This is a genomic window from Nocardia uniformis NBRC 13702 (genome assembly GCF_001613345.1).
GTDB classification, from domain to species: domain Bacteria; phylum Actinomycetota; class Actinomycetes; order Mycobacteriales; family Mycobacteriaceae; genus Nocardia; species Nocardia uniformis.
Map to the genome: position 1 here is coordinate 49,995 of NZ_BDCE01000090.1, position 16,166 is coordinate 66,160.

General features: G+C 63.9%; 14 protein-coding genes and 1 pseudogene. 7 read left to right on the forward strand and 8 right to left on the reverse strand.

Going from position 1 to position 16,166, the window contains the following annotated elements; genetic code table 11:
- Positions 1 to 55: 55 nt before the first annotated feature.
- Both NU1_RS32870 and NU1_RS32875 read right to left on the reverse strand, forming a co-directional pair.
- Positions 56 to 1,249: a hypothetical protein gene (locus tag NU1_RS32870; protein WP_067527431.1), complete on the reverse strand. Its 1,194-nt coding sequence runs from the start codon at positions 1,247 to 1,249 to the stop codon at positions 56 to 58.
- Positions 1,246 to 2,784: a YiiX/YebB-like N1pC/P60 family cysteine hydrolase gene (locus NU1_RS32875; RefSeq protein ID WP_067527433.1), complete on the reverse strand. Its 1,539-nt coding sequence runs from the start codon at positions 2,782 to 2,784 to the stop codon at positions 1,246 to 1,248. The genes NU1_RS32870 and NU1_RS32875 overlap by 4 nt, the downstream gene beginning before the upstream one ends.
- Before the next feature lie 109 nt (positions 2,785 to 2,893).
- Between NU1_RS32875 and NU1_RS42400 the strand changes: the two genes are divergently transcribed.
- Positions 2,894 to 3,160 (forward strand): hypothetical protein, encoded by a 267-nt coding sequence (locus NU1_RS42400; RefSeq protein WP_169815179.1) that lies wholly within the window; start codon positions 2,894 to 2,896, stop codon positions 3,158 to 3,160.
- A 668-nt stretch (positions 3,161 to 3,828) separates the two neighbouring features.
- Here the strand turns inward: NU1_RS42400 and NU1_RS32890 are convergent.
- Positions 3,829 to 4,337 (reverse strand): annotated as a pseudogene (locus NU1_RS32890) (GNAT family N-acetyltransferase); the annotation flags it as partial.
- Positions 4,338 to 4,540: 203 nt separating this feature from the next.
- Here NU1_RS32890 and NU1_RS32895 point away from each other — a divergent pair.
- The 3 genes from NU1_RS32895 (at position 4,541) to NU1_RS32905 (ending at position 8,643) form a co-directional block, all read left to right on the forward strand.
- Positions 4,541 to 5,878 carry a DUF4365 domain-containing protein gene (locus NU1_RS32895; protein WP_067527439.1) on the forward strand — a complete coding sequence of 446 codons (1,338 nt, stop codon included), beginning with the start codon at positions 4,541 to 4,543 and terminating at the stop codon, positions 5,876 to 5,878.
- Entirely contained in the window at positions 5,875 to 7,302 is a 1,428-nt protein-coding gene (locus NU1_RS32900) for an argonaute/piwi family protein (protein ID WP_067527441.1), read from the forward strand. Before NU1_RS32895 ends, NU1_RS32900 begins: the two co-directional genes overlap by 4 nt.
- A 528-nt stretch (positions 7,303 to 7,830) precedes the next feature.
- Complete coding sequence (locus tag NU1_RS32905; RefSeq protein ID WP_067527514.1) at positions 7,831 to 8,643, forward strand: alpha/beta fold hydrolase; 813 nt, start codon at positions 7,831 to 7,833, stop codon at positions 8,641 to 8,643.
- Positions 8,644 to 9,414: 771 nt separating this feature from the next.
- On the opposite strand, the gene NU1_RS32910 is transcribed toward NU1_RS32905, so the two are convergent.
- The gene (locus NU1_RS32910; RefSeq protein WP_067527516.1) at positions 9,415 to 9,750 is read right to left on the reverse strand and encodes an ArsR/SmtB family transcription factor; all 336 of its coding nucleotides are present in this window, start codon (positions 9,748 to 9,750) and stop codon (positions 9,415 to 9,417) included.
- Positions 9,751 to 9,869: 119 nt separating this feature from the next.
- Here NU1_RS32910 and NU1_RS32915 point away from each other — a divergent pair, with 119 nt between their 5' ends.
- Complete coding sequence (locus NU1_RS32915) at positions 9,870 to 11,045, forward strand: FAD-dependent monooxygenase (protein ID WP_067527443.1); 1,176 nt, start codon at positions 9,870 to 9,872, stop codon at positions 11,043 to 11,045.
- A gap of 506 nt (positions 11,046 to 11,551) precedes the next feature.
- Here the strand turns inward: NU1_RS32915 and NU1_RS32925 are convergent.
- The gene (locus NU1_RS32925; RefSeq protein WP_067527447.1) at positions 11,552 to 11,785 is read right to left on the reverse strand and encodes a YtxH domain-containing protein; all 234 of its coding nucleotides are present in this window, start codon (positions 11,783 to 11,785) and stop codon (positions 11,552 to 11,554) included.
- A 208-nt stretch (positions 11,786 to 11,993) separates the two neighbouring features.
- Here NU1_RS32925 and NU1_RS32930 point away from each other — a divergent pair, with 208 nt between their 5' ends.
- Positions 11,994 to 12,440: an NAD(P)-binding protein gene (locus NU1_RS32930; RefSeq protein ID WP_067527449.1), complete on the forward strand. Its 447-nt coding sequence runs from the start codon at positions 11,994 to 11,996 to the stop codon at positions 12,438 to 12,440.
- 65 nt (positions 12,441 to 12,505) lie between these two features.
- On the forward strand, positions 12,506 to 13,270 hold the full coding sequence (locus NU1_RS32935; RefSeq protein ID WP_067527451.1) for an SDR family oxidoreductase: 765 nt from the start codon (positions 12,506 to 12,508) through the stop codon (positions 13,268 to 13,270).
- 64 nt (positions 13,271 to 13,334) lie between these two features.
- On the opposite strand, the gene NU1_RS32940 is transcribed toward NU1_RS32935, so the two are convergent.
- The 3 genes from NU1_RS32940 to NU1_RS43565 all read right to left on the reverse strand — a co-directional run bounded on the left by NU1_RS32940 (position 13,335) and on the right by NU1_RS43565 (position 16,093).
- The gene (locus NU1_RS32940; protein ID WP_067527453.1) at positions 13,335 to 14,528 is read right to left on the reverse strand and encodes an NADH:flavin oxidoreductase; all 1,194 of its coding nucleotides are present in this window, start codon (positions 14,526 to 14,528) and stop codon (positions 13,335 to 13,337) included.
- Positions 14,525 to 15,091, reverse strand: coding sequence for a TetR/AcrR family transcriptional regulator (locus NU1_RS32945; RefSeq protein WP_067527455.1), 567 nt, complete (start codon positions 15,089 to 15,091; stop codon positions 14,525 to 14,527). Before NU1_RS32945 ends, NU1_RS32940 begins: the two co-directional genes overlap by 4 nt.
- Positions 15,092 to 15,154: 63 nt before the next feature.
- Positions 15,155 to 16,093: a hypothetical protein gene (locus NU1_RS43565; RefSeq protein WP_067527457.1), complete on the reverse strand. Its 939-nt coding sequence runs from the start codon at positions 16,091 to 16,093 to the stop codon at positions 15,155 to 15,157.
- Between the last annotated feature and the right edge of the window lie 73 nt (positions 16,094 to 16,166).

Sequence of the window (16,166 nt, forward strand, 5' to 3'; positions counted from 1 at the left end):
GCCAATTCAACAGCCTCCGCGTGTTGGGCGCTGGCCAGTACCCTGTGCAGCGATGCTATCTGCATCGCACGGTATGGGCTCGGTCTATCGGAAGTATGCTGGTGATGGTGATGAAGCTAGCTCCTCCCCGCTTCAAGTTGGCCATTGTTGACTGATATCTCCAGTTGACTAATTCGAGCGTGTCTCCCTTACATATTCCACGGCTCAGATCGAACTCGCTCAGTCTGAGCACTGATCGATCATCGTTGGGATAGTGGATGATATAGACGGCGTTGCCTTCGAAGGTTGCCGATATCGGTACGTCACCATCGATCGGAAGACTGACAGAGCTGGGTCGGGAATCACCTGTCAAACTCATCGAGTTGAGGCTGCCCTCCCTGGTAATCCAATACAGCACCCCGTCGTGTACCCCCCATGCCTGCGATTGGGTATCACCGGGAAGCCGGGGAACATTCCTTTCGGAGTCAGCCTGTGTTCCACCGTCACGCGATATCTCGACAATGCGGTAGTCCGCCTTGGAATCGGATATCACGATCGCGTACCCGCGGTCTGAATCCGGCGTATCACCACACAGCACCGAACTCTGTGACCGGGCCATCGTCGCCCCTGTCTCGTATTGGTGGCCGACCTGAACTCCACCTTCTTCGGTCCAGCGATTCAATCGGACCGTCGAAGGGTTCGCGGCGTACGACGCGGCAAGCCATTGAACTTCACCGGCTCGGCAGATCGAGAGCCCGGAGATATCCCCGTCGACGTATTCCTGCGAAACCTGACCGGACGATGACACTTTCACCAGTAGATGTCGAACCTCGTTGTTGTTCATGCCAACGTTGAAAGCGAACACCGCGTCGTTCCCGTCCGGCGAGGACGCAGACCTTGTCAAGACCGCGACGCTGCCGAGTTCGGTGTTCCAGACCTCATGGAGCGACTCGTCCACGACGACGATTCGGTCTCCGGCGGGGAATGCGAATCCGCTGCCGAGGCGCTCCATCGTCGGTTCGAAGGCGATCGGGTACTTGCCCGCGAGGGTGGTCTGGCCTTGTCCGGAGACAGTGAGCAGGCTGATCTGATCGTGTTGATCGATCGGCGGATTCAGCTCAGCGGAGATCCCGGCCCAATCCCGTGGTCCGGTGTACGGGGGGCCATCGTCACCTCGGTATTCGAGATAGACGTATGTTCCGGCCGCGGCGATCGCCATGACTGCTGCGGCCGTGCCGGCCGCGACCTTGATTCGGGTGGAGGCCTTCACTCGAACCTCCGGGTGTTGTGCGACTTGAGGATGTCGATCGGGTACACGCCGAAGTTGGGTGGCTGGTACGCGTATCGCTCGCCGATGTCGAGGCCGCCGCCGGAGGCGTGCTTGAATGCCGCCCACACCAGTTGCGAGCAGTTGTACGAATCCGCGTACACCTTCGTCCGAGTGACCAGGAAGTTGCCGCTGTACCCCTTCCCGACCTGTTGCTCCGCGAACGCCGCCGCAGCATCACGCGTCGCGTTGTCGGTGTTGACCGACAGGTAGATCGGGCGGCATACGCCCTTCCTGGCATCGCCTTTGAGCAGCCGGACACCCAGGTCGGCGTTCACGGCTTCAACCGTCCAGATATCGTCAGAGCCTCCGGTGTGATCATTCCTGACGAATATTCCATTGTGCCCATGATTCGCAACCCGGTAGGAGGTCGCGTCGGAGAAGAAGACGTCGCCACGGTTGGTTCGGTCGTTCCCCGGAGGCATGAAATCGCAGTTCGTGCTGTTGCCACCGTCGGAGATCTCCTGAACCTCGTCGTAGGAACCCTGCACACGGTCCAGCACCGACTGGAACCCAGCGTCGGTGGCGAGGGCGGCTTCCTCGATCACCTCTTTACCCGTCCGGTAGATCTCGTCGAGATCAGGTATCTGCAGGAGATCAGCGATTTGAGCTATCACATCCGAATACCCGGATAGTTCTCCGTGTTGGAACTGCTGCGTGAAGCGCACCGTCCCATCCACCGGGCGTGGAGCGTCGACGGGATACCCGTGCGGTCCGGTTTCATGCCCTTCGGCGGCCCACTTGTCGCGGATCTGCCCGGTGACCTCGTGGGCACCAGTGCCGGGGTGCCAGTAGATGACGCCGCGCTCGAACCGGTTGAACCGTCCCACGCCGTCCGCAGTGACGGTCTCATCGCTGAGCGGGTACCCGAGAAGCCCCTGCTCCCAGCCGATTTCACCCCACCGGGCGCGGACCGCGCCGGCGACATAGTAGGCGTCGTTGGCCTTCCAGTAGATGGTGCCGCCATCGAAGTACTGGCGACGACCGAAGTTGTCGGAATTGACGAACTCATCGGAAGTCGGATAGCCGAGCACACCGCCTTCCCAGCCGTTGCGCTGCCAGGCGGCGAAGAAATGGTTCGCCACAGGATGCGCACCGCCCCACGGCGACCAATAGATGGGGCCGTTCTGGAACACCGAACGCGCACCGACACCGTCGGGATTGGCCAACTCGTTGGTGGTGGGCCACAACAGGAAGCTGTTCGGGCCGCCGAGTTCGTTGTACTTGTCACGGATCGCGCCACACACGTAGTACGGGGCGGGCCAGTACACCGAGCAGTCGCCCTCGGCGATGAACTGCGGATCACGCTGCTGCATGAGACGTTGCCCGGCCAACCGTTGCCCGCCATTGGCCTGGAGTTCGGCCTCCATGGTCTCGGCCTTGTCGGCGTCTTCCTTACTGAATCCGTCCGGGATCTCCTCGCAGTCCGAGCGCATCTTGCCCGGATCGACCTTGCGATTGGGGTTCTTGGTCGGCACCCATTTGTCCGGCCTATCCTTGCGGCCGTTACGCGGGCCGTTTGGACACGAACTCTGTTGAGCTGGAACGGAAGTCGTCGTCGTTGACGTCGGTGGCGTGGTCGCCGGCTTGTCTCCTCGAGCAGTGGTCGAGGGCGCTGCGGTCGTCGACGGTGCGGTCGTGCGCGTGGCCGGTGCCGGTGCGGTCGTCACCGGCACAGTGGTCAGCGCTGAGGCGGTCGTGGACGGCATCGGTGCACCGGACGTGGTCGATGGCGCAGTCGTGCCGGGCTGGGCGTTGGCCGCGATGGCGCCCGCGCCGACCGCGGTGACCATCGCGAGAACGGCGGCGGCACGGACCAGTCGGGCGCGCCGCACCGAAATTCGATGGCGCTGAACAGATCTCAAATCCCCTCCTCATAACCTTCATCAGGGCACATCCCAGACAAGCAGGCCCGCCGCCCCCGACAGTTAACAGGCGGGATGTGCGTCCGAACAGTATCGAACCGACCATTCCAAACCAGTGGCGACACTCCGGCAAACAAGACAAACGATTCCGGAAGCGTTGAGGCATCCCGTCGGCAGCCGCCTCGGCAACTCAGCAGTTATGCAGGAGACGGTGCGTGACGAGCGTATGAAGTTGGGGCTGCGACATGGAACACGGCCCAAGTAGCTGAAATCGAAAACTGGTATCCGCAAGCCGCACTCGCACCCACGGATGAGGTCGCTGACTGCAATCAGCCTTCAGGTTTGGCGATCCGGATAACGTGCAGACGGTCACCGATGCCACCGAGGTAGCGCCGGGAGGTGACAGTGACAGATTGCCATCCGGTCTCGGTGAACGCCCGAATCCGTACCCGAGCGACTGTTTCCGCGCTCCCGGTAAGGGATTCGAAGGTACGCCGTAACGTCATGACGTCATCGGGATGGAAGAGCACAGGATCACCGGCGCGTCGCCAATCGATCCAACTAGGGACCCGGCTGATCCACTCGGCGATGAACGGCATGGAAAGTCCCGGAGAGAAGGCGAGCAAGGCGGTGACGATCTGGTCATCGACGGAGGGCGGTTCGGTCCACCAGCCCTCGATACAGGGCAATGCTGGCGCGGTTCTCGGGGAAGGCCGAGGTCTGCAGAGTCCAGAGGCCATCCTGATCAGCGGCGATGATCTGGGTACGGGCCAGCGCCTTGCCGACTCCTCGGCCGCACATGCCGTCCTCTACATAGACGGAGGTTTCGGCGACACCGCCGTAGTAGTCGCGGGTAGAGACGGAGGCGAGCGCGGCCCAGCCAACGACCTCGCCGTCGAGCTCGGCGACCCAGCGGTGTCTGGCAAGCCATGTCGCGTCGAGGTCCGCATGGGCGGGAACCTCGGTCTCGAAAGTGGCGTTGCGCGTGGCGATTCCCTCGCCGTAGATGGGGAGTACGGCATCCCAGTCGTCGTTGGTCATCGCGCGGACGGTGACGTCGCCGGGGATGTCCTCGGGGCAGAACGGCTGCGGTGGGAGTACCCCCATCACCGCGTCGGCCGCGTGGGGCAGACGGTGCAGCCGGAGGGATTGACCGCGACGACGGTGCGCTGCTATCCACCCGACGGCCACAGTGGCGAACCAAGGCAGGTCCGGATCGTTCCGTCTTTGCCCTGCAGTCGTTGTCGGTCCCTCGGCGTAGCGTTCCTCGCGACGGCAATGGCGCAGATGGTTGATCCCGCTTCCCCACGAAGCTCCTTCTATTCAGGCGCACGAGACGCCCGGTCCGAAACCAGAGATGGAGGGGTCAATGAAGAAGATCGGCACGAGTGCACACATCGGCGACAGTGGCATCGCCCTCATCCACCAAATGACCAACAAGATGGGGTACGTGTGGCACGAACGTGCCGGCGCACTCGATGCCGGTATCGACGGAGAGATTGAACTACGAGATCCGTCCACCGGCGAAGTCTCCAACAGGGTGCTGTTCGTGCAGAGCAAAGCCAGTGACCGACTATTCCCTGGAGAGACGGACCGCGGGTTCCACTATCTGTGTAAGCGTGCCGACGTTGACTACTGGATGAGCGCAGACAATCCAGTCCTGCTGGTCTGCTCCCATCCCCAGACCGGCGAGGCATGGTGGGTGCACGTTCAACCCTGGTTCGCCGACCCCGGGCATCGTGCCTCTGGCCGAGTCGACTTCGATAAGAGCACTCAACGCCTCGACGAGGGTGCAGCACAACGGCTGCTCAATCTCGCGGACCCGCATGGACGCGCACATGTCGCGGTAGCCGAGCACCGCAACGAGGACCTCACCTCAAATCTTCTGCCAGTCGCCATCCCAGCTCTTCTTTACAGTGCCCCGACCGAGTACACCGACCCTCGCCAGGTGATCGCTCGGCAACGCGAACGCGCGGATGAGGATGTGCGGCACGACTACATCCTGAGACGCGGACATGTCTACAGCTGGCTGCCTCCGGAGGAGAGCGCGCTCCGCCGCATCACAAACGGTCCTACCGATGTGGTGGAAACTGCGGAATGGAGCGACGACCCGACCAGGCAGCGCTGGCTAGTGCAGCTACTCAACTACGCATTGCAACGTGATGTGAGCATTGACTGCGCCTGGCACGGAGGTCGCAAAGTTGTCTTCTTCCGTCCCACTCCGGACCTGAAGCCTCGTAATATCCGCGGCGCCAGTGGACGGCAAAGGGAAGTCTTCAAGCCGAAATTCAAGAAGAAGACACCTGGCGAAATCAGTTACTGCAAACACGCGGCGCTTCAATGGCAGTTCCTGCGGCTCGAGGACGAGTGGTTCTGTGCACTGACGCCGACCTACCACTACACACGCGACGGGCATCGTGACTCGCTATTCCTGTCGGACTATCTGACAGGTATCAAACGTCTCGACCGAAACTTGGCCGTTCTCGGCCACGCCCGGATGTGGGCCACCTACCTACACGGGGAAGAAGGCGTGTTCGAGCCCAGAGAAACGATCTTGACCTACGGCAAGTTAGTGAACTTCACGGCCAACCGCGCAATCGACGATGCTGACTGGCTATCCGACCCACGGAAGAACGACACCGACACCGACTCAGAGTTCGACCCCCTAACCACCGATGAACTGGCCCTCTTCGAGGTGGAGCTGTGAAACTGACTGTCCTGGACGAGCCCTCACTCGAGTTTGGCGGCGGTGCACCACATATCGATCCGCGTCACGGCATCACCGACTATGGCCCCGCCGACGCCACCAACACCGCCGTGCGCGCCATCCGGGTCGGCATCATTGGTACCCCCGCTTCGATTCATGGCCTGCGATGCTGGCTCGATACCTGTCGTCAACCGATAGCCGCCAAAAGCAGCCGACTCGGTCGCCTGTTCGTACCGTTCCCCGGATTCGATACGAGCGCTGGCTTCCGCTCGACCCTGGTATGGGACACACGCCTGGAACGTCCGATCCGCGACCGCGACCTACAACAGCTAGCCGACCTGACGCCCCAGGACGCGGTCCAAGCCGCCGTCGAAATGTACGCCTCCGAACTCGATGTTCTCGACGAAGAGCCCGGTTGCGACGTCGTGCTGATTGCCCGGCCGGAACACCTCCCCGAACGACCAGCACTCCAAGTCGACCCAGAAGCGCCCTGGAAGAAGGCCCCGCCCACTGAGCCTGTTGAGGACTTCCGAGCCTTGCTGAAGGCCAGAGCTATGCGCTACAGCCGCCCCATACAGATCATCCGCCGTAGCACCTGGGATCCGAATTTCACACCGCCCGGAGATAAGCCCCGCCTCCAGGACGAAGCCACACGCGCGTGGAACCTGCATACCGCCTTGTACTACAAAGCGGGAGGAGTGCCATGGCGTTTGCCACGGCAGTCGACCGATTTGGACAGCTGCTATGTGGGAGTCACCTTCTACCGCAGCGGCGACAGCGCCACGTTGGAGACCAGCGTCGCCCAGGTGTTCAACCAGCGCGGTGACGGAGTCATAGTTCGCGGTGCAGCAGCCAAGGTCTCTCACCACGATCGCCAACCCCATCTCTCCCAAGCCGATGCCCACGCCTTGCTCAAAGACGCACTCAGCCGGTATCGCAAGGAACACCGGCACCTGCCCGCGCGCGTCGTCCTACACAAGACCTCGTCGTACACATCAGAGGAGACGGACGGATTCCGCACCGCAGCCGACGGCGCGGACATCGATGCCATCGAACTGCTCTGGTTCCCCGCTCAGGAGCCCGTGCGGATGTTCCGGTCTGCCGAACACCCGCCATTACGCGGCACACTACTAAGCCTCGGCGCACGCCAGCACGTCCTGTACACCCGAGGGAGCGTGCCCTTCTACGGCACCTACCCCGGCATGTATATCCCCACACCACTGCCGTTCCGAATGGTCGAAACCGAATCCAGCCCAGAACAACTCGCCGAGGAACTGCTCGCGCTGACCAAGATGAACTGGAACCAGACTCAGCTCGATGGACGACTACCCATCACGCTTCGAACTGCAGACAGGGTCGGGCAGATCCTCCGCCACTTGAGTCCACAGGACCGGCCGCAGGGCCGATATGCCTTCTACATGTAGAGCGGCACTCTCAAACCCCTTTGACGACAGCGCTACCTCCACCTCCACCGGATCACCGAAACCGACCACGCCTACGAGGGGTTCGCCAGGGAGTTCCTGCGGGGCTACAGCAGCGTTCGAGACCTGCCAGACAACTTCTCAGAACTGCTCGAGCCGTACCTGGTACTGCGCGATATACAGGTCCTCAACTTCGTCGCCTCCAGCTTGACCGTCAACGACGCTGTCGCGAGATGGGGACCAGGACGAATCGCCGGAATCTTGGCCAACATGAACGACTACCTTCTGGCTGGTCGCCGGTATCCAGGCAGCCGCGTGGTTGAGTGAGTCGAGGAGTGTCAGGTGTCCCGGTAACGTCGCTGAGCTGACCGACAAAGCAATTGCGTTGCGGGAGGCAAGTGTTCGGCACGCCGAGGGGTTGGTTAACTAGCTGATCCCGGAGAATCCGGGATGGTGGAGGCAATCCCAAGGGCAGTCTGTCGACGCCGAATTGGTCATCACGCCGAATATCGTGTGTGGGAGATGATTCGGATGTGGGAAGAGTGCGTAGTGGGCGGGCAGGTCGAGTTGTTCGTCGCATATGCGGGGAGTGGTGATCTGCCCTGGTTACTCGTCATCCACGGTGGACCCGACTGGGACCACAGTTACCTTCGTGAACCACTGGCGAAAATGATTGGCACACATCGCCTATTGCTTCCGGACCTGCGCGGTTGTGGCCGTTCCGCACGTGGCCTGCCGCTCGTGAATTACCATCCGGATGCCGTCGTAGATGATCTCCTGACCATCCTCGACAGCTTCGACGGTGCTACCGCAGACGTGCTGGGCTTCTCCTACGGTGGGCTGTTGGCACAACGCTTGGCCATCACCGCGCCACTGCGGATACGGAGGATGATCATCGCCTCCAGCAGCGTCCTTCCCGTTCCCGCCGATTCGTACCAGAACTGGCCGGAGCGGGCCTTGGCGTGCGCACCCGAACGCGAAGTATGGGCGAGCCCGAGCGCGCCCGAGGCCGAACGAACGCGCGCGGCGGCCTTCGCTGGTGCGCGCGCCAACATCTGGAGATCAGAAGCCCTGCCCGAATACCGCAGACGCGTAGGGGCAGTGCGTTTTTCCGCCGACTGGGACCGTGCGCGACGTGCGGGAGCGCTGCCCTCGGCGCGGATCGATAACCCCCTTCGTCGCCTGTCGGAGACAGGGATACCGACTCTCCTACTACACGGCCGCTACGACATGGCCTTCCCTGCGACGTTGGCGGAGCAGACAGCCGGCCTGCTCCCGAATGCGGAAGCGGTTGTCCTCGACAATGCAGGTCATATGGCACACATAGACCAACCCGACCGCTGACTGATGGCAGTGCAAGGGTTTCTGGTCTGAGCCGAGTGAACACCCGCTGTTGCCGCCATCTGCGCTGACCGAACCGGCCAACACGCATGTCATGCGGGCTGCGGCCCCAACACACCATTTTCCGGCATTGCCCGCTGAGGAAGAACGGGGTGGCTACATCGGCGAATCCGGACGACGTTGATCGGTGAATCCTGACGTCACCCCCGACCGGCGGGATGTCGTATCGGTGGAATCTGACGTCAGGGGTTCAGCTTGACATCCGAATCTGGCCGGTTCGGTCAGCGCGACATGTGCCATTACCGGACGTAGCCAGCAGGCTTCGGCTCGGGGAACCTCTCAGCGCTTCGCTTGTCGAGGCAAACCAGATCGCTCCCGGAACCATGTCTCCGGGAGCGCTCTACGGACGGGTTGAACGGCACTGACGAGATGACCGCTTACTGTCCCTGCGCTTCGACTGATGCCTCGACACGGCGATTGGTGTTGATGGCATTCATGTTGTGGTTGATAGTCGACGACTGCGTTGCCGTCGGCGTCGAGAAGCTGAATATTCGCCGGGAATGCAGTCACCGCACGTGGCGCAGGATATGACCTTGAATGTCGTTGTCTTCCAACTGAATGTGAACGACAGCGACCTCATCACCGCGGCGTCGTAGATGTTCCAGCTGTATCGCCCCGAAGGGCTTGGCCACGTCTTCACAGCCCACCGGCAACAACGCTCGTGGTGGAACGACCGAGCTCAGCCAGCACCGGCCGCGAGACGAGGGGCTCCGTTCAGCAAGGAACAGTACCGTCCTGGTGTTCGGCTTCCAGGAGTGCGAGCAGTCCGGGAAACCTGCTCTCGACGTCCGTGCGTCGTAGGCGGATGCCCTTGCGGTTGCCGTAGTCGATCTCGTCGATGAGGCCTGCTTCGCGCAGGACTCGGAAGTGGTGGGTCTGGGTCTGCTTCGAGATCGGGAGATCGAACGAGTTACAGCCTCGCTCGCTGTCGGTGCGGTCGGCGGCCAACTTCGTCATCACCGAACGCCGGTGCTCGTCAGCGAGAGCGCGAAGCACCACGCCCAGCTCTAGCGCGTCGACCTCTGGACCGACCAGGTTCGTTCCGGCCACGAACACCCCTTTCAGGTACGTCTTGCATCGTACCTCAGGGACGTGCTCTACTCGAGTACGAAATCAATCGTACCTACACGGCCGGAAATGTGGCCGCCGACGCTCCGAGAGGTGTTGTCATGAAGAAGCCCGAGGTGCTGATAGTCGGTGCCGGAATCGCCGGGCCCGCGCTCGCGTACTGGCTCGCCCGGAACGGATACCGGCCGACTGTCGTCGAGCATGCCCGGCAGCTGCGCTCCGGTGGCAGCGCGATCGTCGTGAAGGGGCCCGCGATACCGGTCGCCGAGCGTATGGGCATCCTTCCGCAGCTGCGCGAGCTCGCCACCCGCAATCGGTCGCTGACCCTGCTCGACCCGGCCGGCAAACGAGTCCTGCGACTTCCCGCCTCCTCGGGAGGGTCGCCGACGGTCGAGGTGACCCGGGCCGACCTGTCCGAGGTACTCCACCGGTCGGCGCGGGGCGATGCTGAGTTCGTGTTCGACGACACGGTCACCGCACTCGATCAGGACGAAGGCGGGGTCGACGTCACCTTTCGACGGTCCCCGCCACGGCGTTTCGACTTGGTGGTCGGTACCGATGGGATGCACTCCACCATACGGCGTCTGGTGTTCGGGCCCGAGCGGCAGTTCGTGAGCGACCTGGGTCTATACGGCGCGACCGTCCCGCTGGAACCCGACGCCATCGACGACCCGAGCGAGCTGACGATGCTGACCGTGCCGAACCGGATGCTGGTCGTCCACCCCTCGCGCACCACGCCGCTCGCGATCTTCACCTTCCGGGCCGCACCGCTGGCGGCCCACGACCGCAAAAACATCGCTCTCCACAAGCAAACCGTGGCCGACACGTACGCCGACGTGCGGTGGCGGGCGCCGGAACTCGTGGCGGCGTACCTCGACCACCCAGCCCCGTTCTTCGACCCCCTGACGACCGTCCGGATGCCCTCGTGGTCCCGCGGACGGGTCGTACTACTCGGGGACGCGGCGGCGGCCACAGCCCTGCTGGGCGACGGGTCCAGCATGGCGATGGCAGGAGCGTATGCCCTCGCGGAAGAACTCGCCTCCCACCACGGCGATCACGCCCGCGCCTTCGCCACCTACGAGTCGCGGCTCCGCCGCGAAGTGCGACCGCGGCAGCGACGCGTCGGCGTGCTCTCCAGACTCATGGTGCCCAGCACCCGACCAGGCCTCGTGGTACGCAACACGGTGGGCCGCGCGGTCGGTCGCACAAACCGGATCACCTCTCGCGAAACCGCAAACGGGAAAGACCGTGTTGCAGCTGGAACCCATGACGGATGACGGCGGCGCATCGCAACTGGTCGAGCGGCGCTACAACGTGCCAATGCATGTGTTTGCAGGCTCATCTGAGGAACGCGGCGGGCGCGCAGGTTGGCTGCGTCCCGGCCGGCGTTTTCTTCGGCTGGCAGCACCCGCACTACTTCGGCGGGGTCCCAGCGTTGGGCCTTGGCGGTGGGGACCAGATCGGTCATAGCGTGCCGCAGGTGCGGCACCTTCACCCGGGCGCCGGTCGTGATCCCCAAATGCACGGTAACGCCGACGAGTTCGACGTGCTCGCTCATCGGCAGTTGAGTGCGTTCATCGGCCCCGGCGACAGTCCAATATTTCCTGCGACGCTCGACGGTATCCGTGCCACCAGGCTCTGGGGTGGCACCCTACGCAGCAGCTCCCCCGCAACGTCGTCGAATGCGCCTTCGACAAGGTCGAACGATGGCGATCCGTCGTCTATCGCGCCAGCTTCCTCATGAGCTGCGCCGCCGAATGGCTCGAGCAATGGGGAGACATGCCTAGCGCGGGTGTTGTGCCCGCCGGGTGAGGTTTTCGAGCGAATCGACGACGAGGTCCACGATGCGGTCTCGGGTGGTGTCCAGGCGCCCAGTGGTCCAGGCGGCCAGGAGCGCTATGGCCGCGCCGACGACCCCGGTGGCGAGCAGCGAAGGATCAGCGGCAATGCCCTCGGGTGCGCCGGGGCCGCTCGACACCTGTTTGACCATGCCTTCCAGGGTGAGTTGAAGGGCCATGGCTTCCGCGCGCAGGACCGGTCGCTGGGACCGTCGACGAACAGTATTCGGACTATGCCCGGCCCGTCCGCCGCGAGATCGAGCGTGGCGGTCACGACGCTCCGGGTCAAGCGGGATGGATCGGCATCGAGTTCGACTGCTGCCAGCATCGTGGCGGTGGCGCTCTGCAGTGCATGGTCGAACACGGCCGCGAGCAGATCGTTGCGGGATGGCCGCAGCGATCGAACTCCAGCGACTCGGCATCGACGACTTCGTGGTCCTCGAACGCCGCGACGATGTCGGAGGCACCTGGCGCGACAACACCTACCCCGGTGTGGCCGTGGATATTCCGTCGTTCACCTACTCCTCTCGCTTTGCCCAGAACCCGCACTGGTCGCGGATATTCGCCCCCGGGGCCGAACTGCAGAAGTACGCGCACGACATCGCCGACCGTCATCGGTTGCGCCGCCACCTGCGCCTCGGCACGGAGGTTCGTGCGGCCGAATTCGACGAATCCCACCATCTGCGGCGGCTCACACTGGCCGACGGCGACAGCGTGACCGAAGCACTTTCAGCAACTACAGGACAAACACCCCCACTGGCCCGCAACCCACAACGAGCAGCAACTGCGACCACCATCCCGCCGCAGACGGAACCGGCACCCGGTATCGTGTGACGGCATGAACCCCTAACATGGGGCAAATTCGATCAGATCTTGTGACTGACGTAACGTGCCAGCACATGAGTGATGATCTGAAGGGCAAGGGCGCGCTGGTCAGTGGGGCGAGCCGGGGGATCGGGTTCGCGGTGGCGGCGGAGCTGCTGGGGCGTGGGGCCAATGTGCTGATCACGGCGCGGAAGCAGGGGCCATTGGAAGAGGCGGCCGAGCAGCTGCGCGGGCTGGGGCACCCGGGCAAGGTTGTCGCGGTGGCCGGAAACTCCGGGGATGCCGCGGCGCGGGCGGAGCAGGTCGCTACCGCTGTTGCCGAATTCGGATCGCTGGACATTCTGATCAACAACACGGGGATCAATCCGGTGTACGGGTCGCTGATGGAGGCCGACCTGGATGCTGTGCGGAAGATCTTCGACATCAATGTCGTTGCGGCGCTGGGGTACATCCAGGAGGCGTACAAGGCGTGGATGAGTGAGAACGGTGGTGCGGTGGTGAATCTCGCCAGTGTGGCGGGGATTCGGTCCACGGGCGTGATCGCGGCTTACGGCGCGTCGAAGGCGGCGCTCATTCGCCTGACCGAGGAGTTGGCGTGGCAGCTCGGGCCGAATATTCGGGTGAACGCGGTCGCGCCGGGCGTGGTGAAGACCAAGTTCGCCGACGCGCTGTACTCGGCCGATGAAGAGGCTGCCGCGAACGTGTACCCGATGAAGCGGCTCGGGAAGCCGGAAGACGTTGCGGCACTGGTGGCCTTCCTGGTCTCCGACGGGGCTTCGTGGATTACCGGCGAGACGGTGCGCGTCGACGGCGGGCTGCTGTCCACCGGCGGTATCTGAACGACGAGCACCCACGCCCGCCACTTCGCGTTCGAAGCGGCGGGCGTTGCCGTCTCCGCGGTCGCTATGTCGTGGTGGCGGCCGGTGTGCCCGGCTGGTCCAGTCGCAGGACGCAGCGGGTACCGGTGTAGATGGTCGGCATGCACTGGTTGCAGTGGATGCAGGCCGATCTGGTCGACAGGTCGGATTGGATGCGACGCAACAGGTCTGGCTCGCGGAGCAGGGCGCGTCCCATGGCTACGAAGTCGAAGCCCTCCGACATCGCCTGGCGCATGGTGTCGTGACTGGTGATGCCGCCCAACAGGATCAGGGGCATGGCGAGTTCGCGGCGGAACTGGCGCGCGCGGTCGAGGAGGTAGGCCTCGCGGTAGGGGTATTCCTTCAGGAACCCGCGACCGACGAGGCGGAACCCCCAACGAGCCGGTCCGGGAAGGACCTTGGCGAATTCGCGGCGGGGAGCGTCGCCGTGAAACAGGAGCATGGGGTTGAGCAGGGAACTGCCGGCGGTCAGTTCGAGGGCGTCGAGCGCGCCGTCGGCTTCCAGCCAGGCGGCCACCCGCAGTGATTCGGGCAGATCGAGTCCGCCGCGGACGCCGTCCTCCATATTCAGTTTGGCGATCACCGCCAGCCGGTCGCCGACGGCTTCCCTGACGACGTAGGCGATTTCGCGCGCCAGACGGGCGCGGTTGGCCGCCGAACCGCCGTAGCCGTCGGTGCGGCGGTTGAGTAGCGGGCTGAGGAAGGCACTCACCAGATAGTTGTGGCCGAAATGGATTTCGACGGCGTCGAAGCCGGACTCCTCGGCCAGCCGTGCGGCCGTGGCGTAATCGGCGATGACGCGGGCGATCTCGGACTCGTCGGGAACCCACATGAAGCGCATACCCAATGGACTGAACAGGCGGCTGGGCGCGAGCGCCGGGGCGCGATTGGACGCGGCATTGGCGACCGGACCCGCGTGCCCGATCTGCGCGCTGGCAGCAGCACCGGCCGCGTGGACGACGTCGGTCAGCCGCCGCAGACCGGGCACCGCCTCCGGCCGCATCCAGATCTGGTGCCGGTCGGTGCGGCCGCCCGGCGCGGTGGCGCAGTAGGCCACCGTCGTGAGTCCCACTCCGCCCTCGGCGATTTCGCGGTGGAAATCGATCAGATCGTCGGTGACGAGGGCGTCGGGGGTGCGTCCCTCGAAGGTCGCGGCCTTGATCACGCGGTTGCGCAGTGTGAGGGGGCCGAGTTGAGCGGGGGCGAAAATGTCTGTCATTGCTGAACTTTCGGCGCGGTGAGTCCGGCGACCATGAAGTCGCGGAGGGCGGCGGCGGATCGGTCGGATATTTCCTCGCCGGTGCCGAAGCGGCTGATGATCAGGTCGAAGGCCAGCTTCCAACGGCGACGACTGTCCTCCACACTCAGGTCCGGGAGTAGCCCGACCCATGAATCCATATGGAACCAATGCAGATTCCAGGTCAGCGGGTGACGGCCGAGCACCAGTTGAGCGAGTAGACGCAGATGCATGCGGCCCACCGGATCGGCCGCCAGTTCGACGAACGGTTCGATCACCGCGTCGACGACCTCCGATACCGAGGCGTTGTCGTCCACCACGGCCAATCGGTCGGCCCATACCGGTCCGAGGCGGTCCTCTATGAGCGCCGCGACCAGTGCTTCCTTGGAGCCGAAGTGATAGTGCACCGCAGCCGGATTCACGCCCGCGGCGGTACAGATGCCGCGCACCGAGACATCGTCGTAGCGCTCGGTGAGCAGCAGTGTCTCGGCGGCGGTCAGCAGCCGATCGCGGGTAGCCGTGCGCGTGGACGTCTTCTCGACCATGGGAGAAGTGAAACACGTTTCAATCGGCGTTTCAATCATTGATTGAAACGGGTGCTGCGACGGTCAGCGGAAGAGCAGCGCCCCGGTGGTGTCGTTGTGCCGGTACCTCAGGTACTTCTCGACGGTCTCCGTGGCGACGGTGGCCGTCGCGGTGGCGAAGGTGATCACGAGGAACTCCTTCTCGGCGCCATTGCGCCACTTACCCGTTTCCCAATGATCGACATACATACCGGGACCCAGTTTCACGTCGGCGTCCTCGAACGCGTCGACCGCCGCGGAGGCGTGCGCCGCATCGCCCATACCGACGATGAACTGGGTGAGAATAACTTCGCCGCCCTCGGCACTCCAGGTCAGCCGTGCCGCGTACTCGCAACCCAGGCTGGTGAGCTTGCCGCCCTCTTCGATGGGAGCGCAACTGGTTTCGTCATTGCCCGACACCCACTGCGCCTGCAACGCGACATCACCCACCCGGAAGTCCCAGTCGCCGCTGTATTCGGCGTAGCCGAGCTTGGCCGAGGCCGCCGGCGTGGTCGTGCGTGGTGCCGTAGTCGTCTCGGCGGTCGTGGTCGTCGTGGCGGTGGTCGTCTCCGTGGTCGTGGAGGCGTCAGCGGCCTGATTGGAGTCGTCCTTGCGGTTGACGACCACGACCGCGCCGACCACGAGCACCAGCGCGGCGACCACGGCGACCACCAGGCCGACAATCAAACCGGTATTGGGCTTGGGAGCCTGCGGCGGCGGATAGCCCTGCTGCTCCCAACCGGGTTGCTGCTGGCCGAAACCTTGCTGCTCCCAACCCGGCTGCTGCCCATATCCCTGCTGCTGATCCCAGCCGGGTTGTGCGCCGTATCCGGGGGCGGGCTGCTGACCCCAACCCGCCGGGTCCTGCGGCGGCTGCTGCGGCTGCTGCGGTTGCTGTCCCCATCCGCCCTGATCCTGCGGGGGCGGCTGCTGCCCATACCCGTGCGGGTCCCCACCGAACCCCTGACCAGGTGGATACGTCATCGCGGCACTCCCTCTCCCAACTGTGCGCCTGACCCTACCCAAACGGCGGAAACACTCCCCAACCGAACGGTCC

What these genes read in the sequence shown, in the direction of transcription:
- NU1_RS32895 (WP_067527439.1), top strand. Translation starts at nt 4,541, where the DNA reads ATGAAGAAGATCGGCACGAGTGCACACATCGGCGACAGTGGCATCGCC.
- NU1_RS32905 (WP_067527514.1), top strand. Translation starts at nt 7,831, where the DNA reads ATGTGGGAAGAGTGCGTAGTGGGCGGGCAGGTCGAGTTGTTCGTCGCA.
- NU1_RS32915 (WP_067527443.1), top strand. Translation starts at nt 9,870, where the DNA reads ATGAAGAAGCCCGAGGTGCTGATAGTCGGTGCCGGAATCGCCGGGCCC.
- NU1_RS32925 (WP_067527447.1), bottom strand. Translation starts at nt 11,785, where the DNA reads ATGGCCCTTCAACTCACCCTGGAAGGCATGGTCAAACAGGTGTCGAGC.
- NU1_RS32930 (WP_067527449.1), top strand. Translation starts at nt 11,994, where the DNA reads ATGGCCGCAGCGATCGAACTCCAGCGACTCGGCATCGACGACTTCGTG.
- NU1_RS32935 (WP_067527451.1), top strand. Translation starts at nt 12,506, where the DNA reads ATGAGTGATGATCTGAAGGGCAAGGGCGCGCTGGTCAGTGGGGCGAGC.
- NU1_RS32940 (WP_067527453.1), bottom strand. Translation starts at nt 14,528, where the DNA reads ATGACAGACATTTTCGCCCCCGCTCAACTCGGCCCCCTCACACTGCGC.
- NU1_RS32945 (WP_067527455.1), bottom strand. Translation starts at nt 15,091, where the DNA reads ATGGTCGAGAAGACGTCCACGCGCACGGCTACCCGCGATCGGCTGCTG.
- NU1_RS43565 (WP_067527457.1), bottom strand. Translation starts at nt 16,093, where the DNA reads ATGACGTATCCACCTGGTCAGGGGTTCGGTGGGGACCCGCACGGGTAT.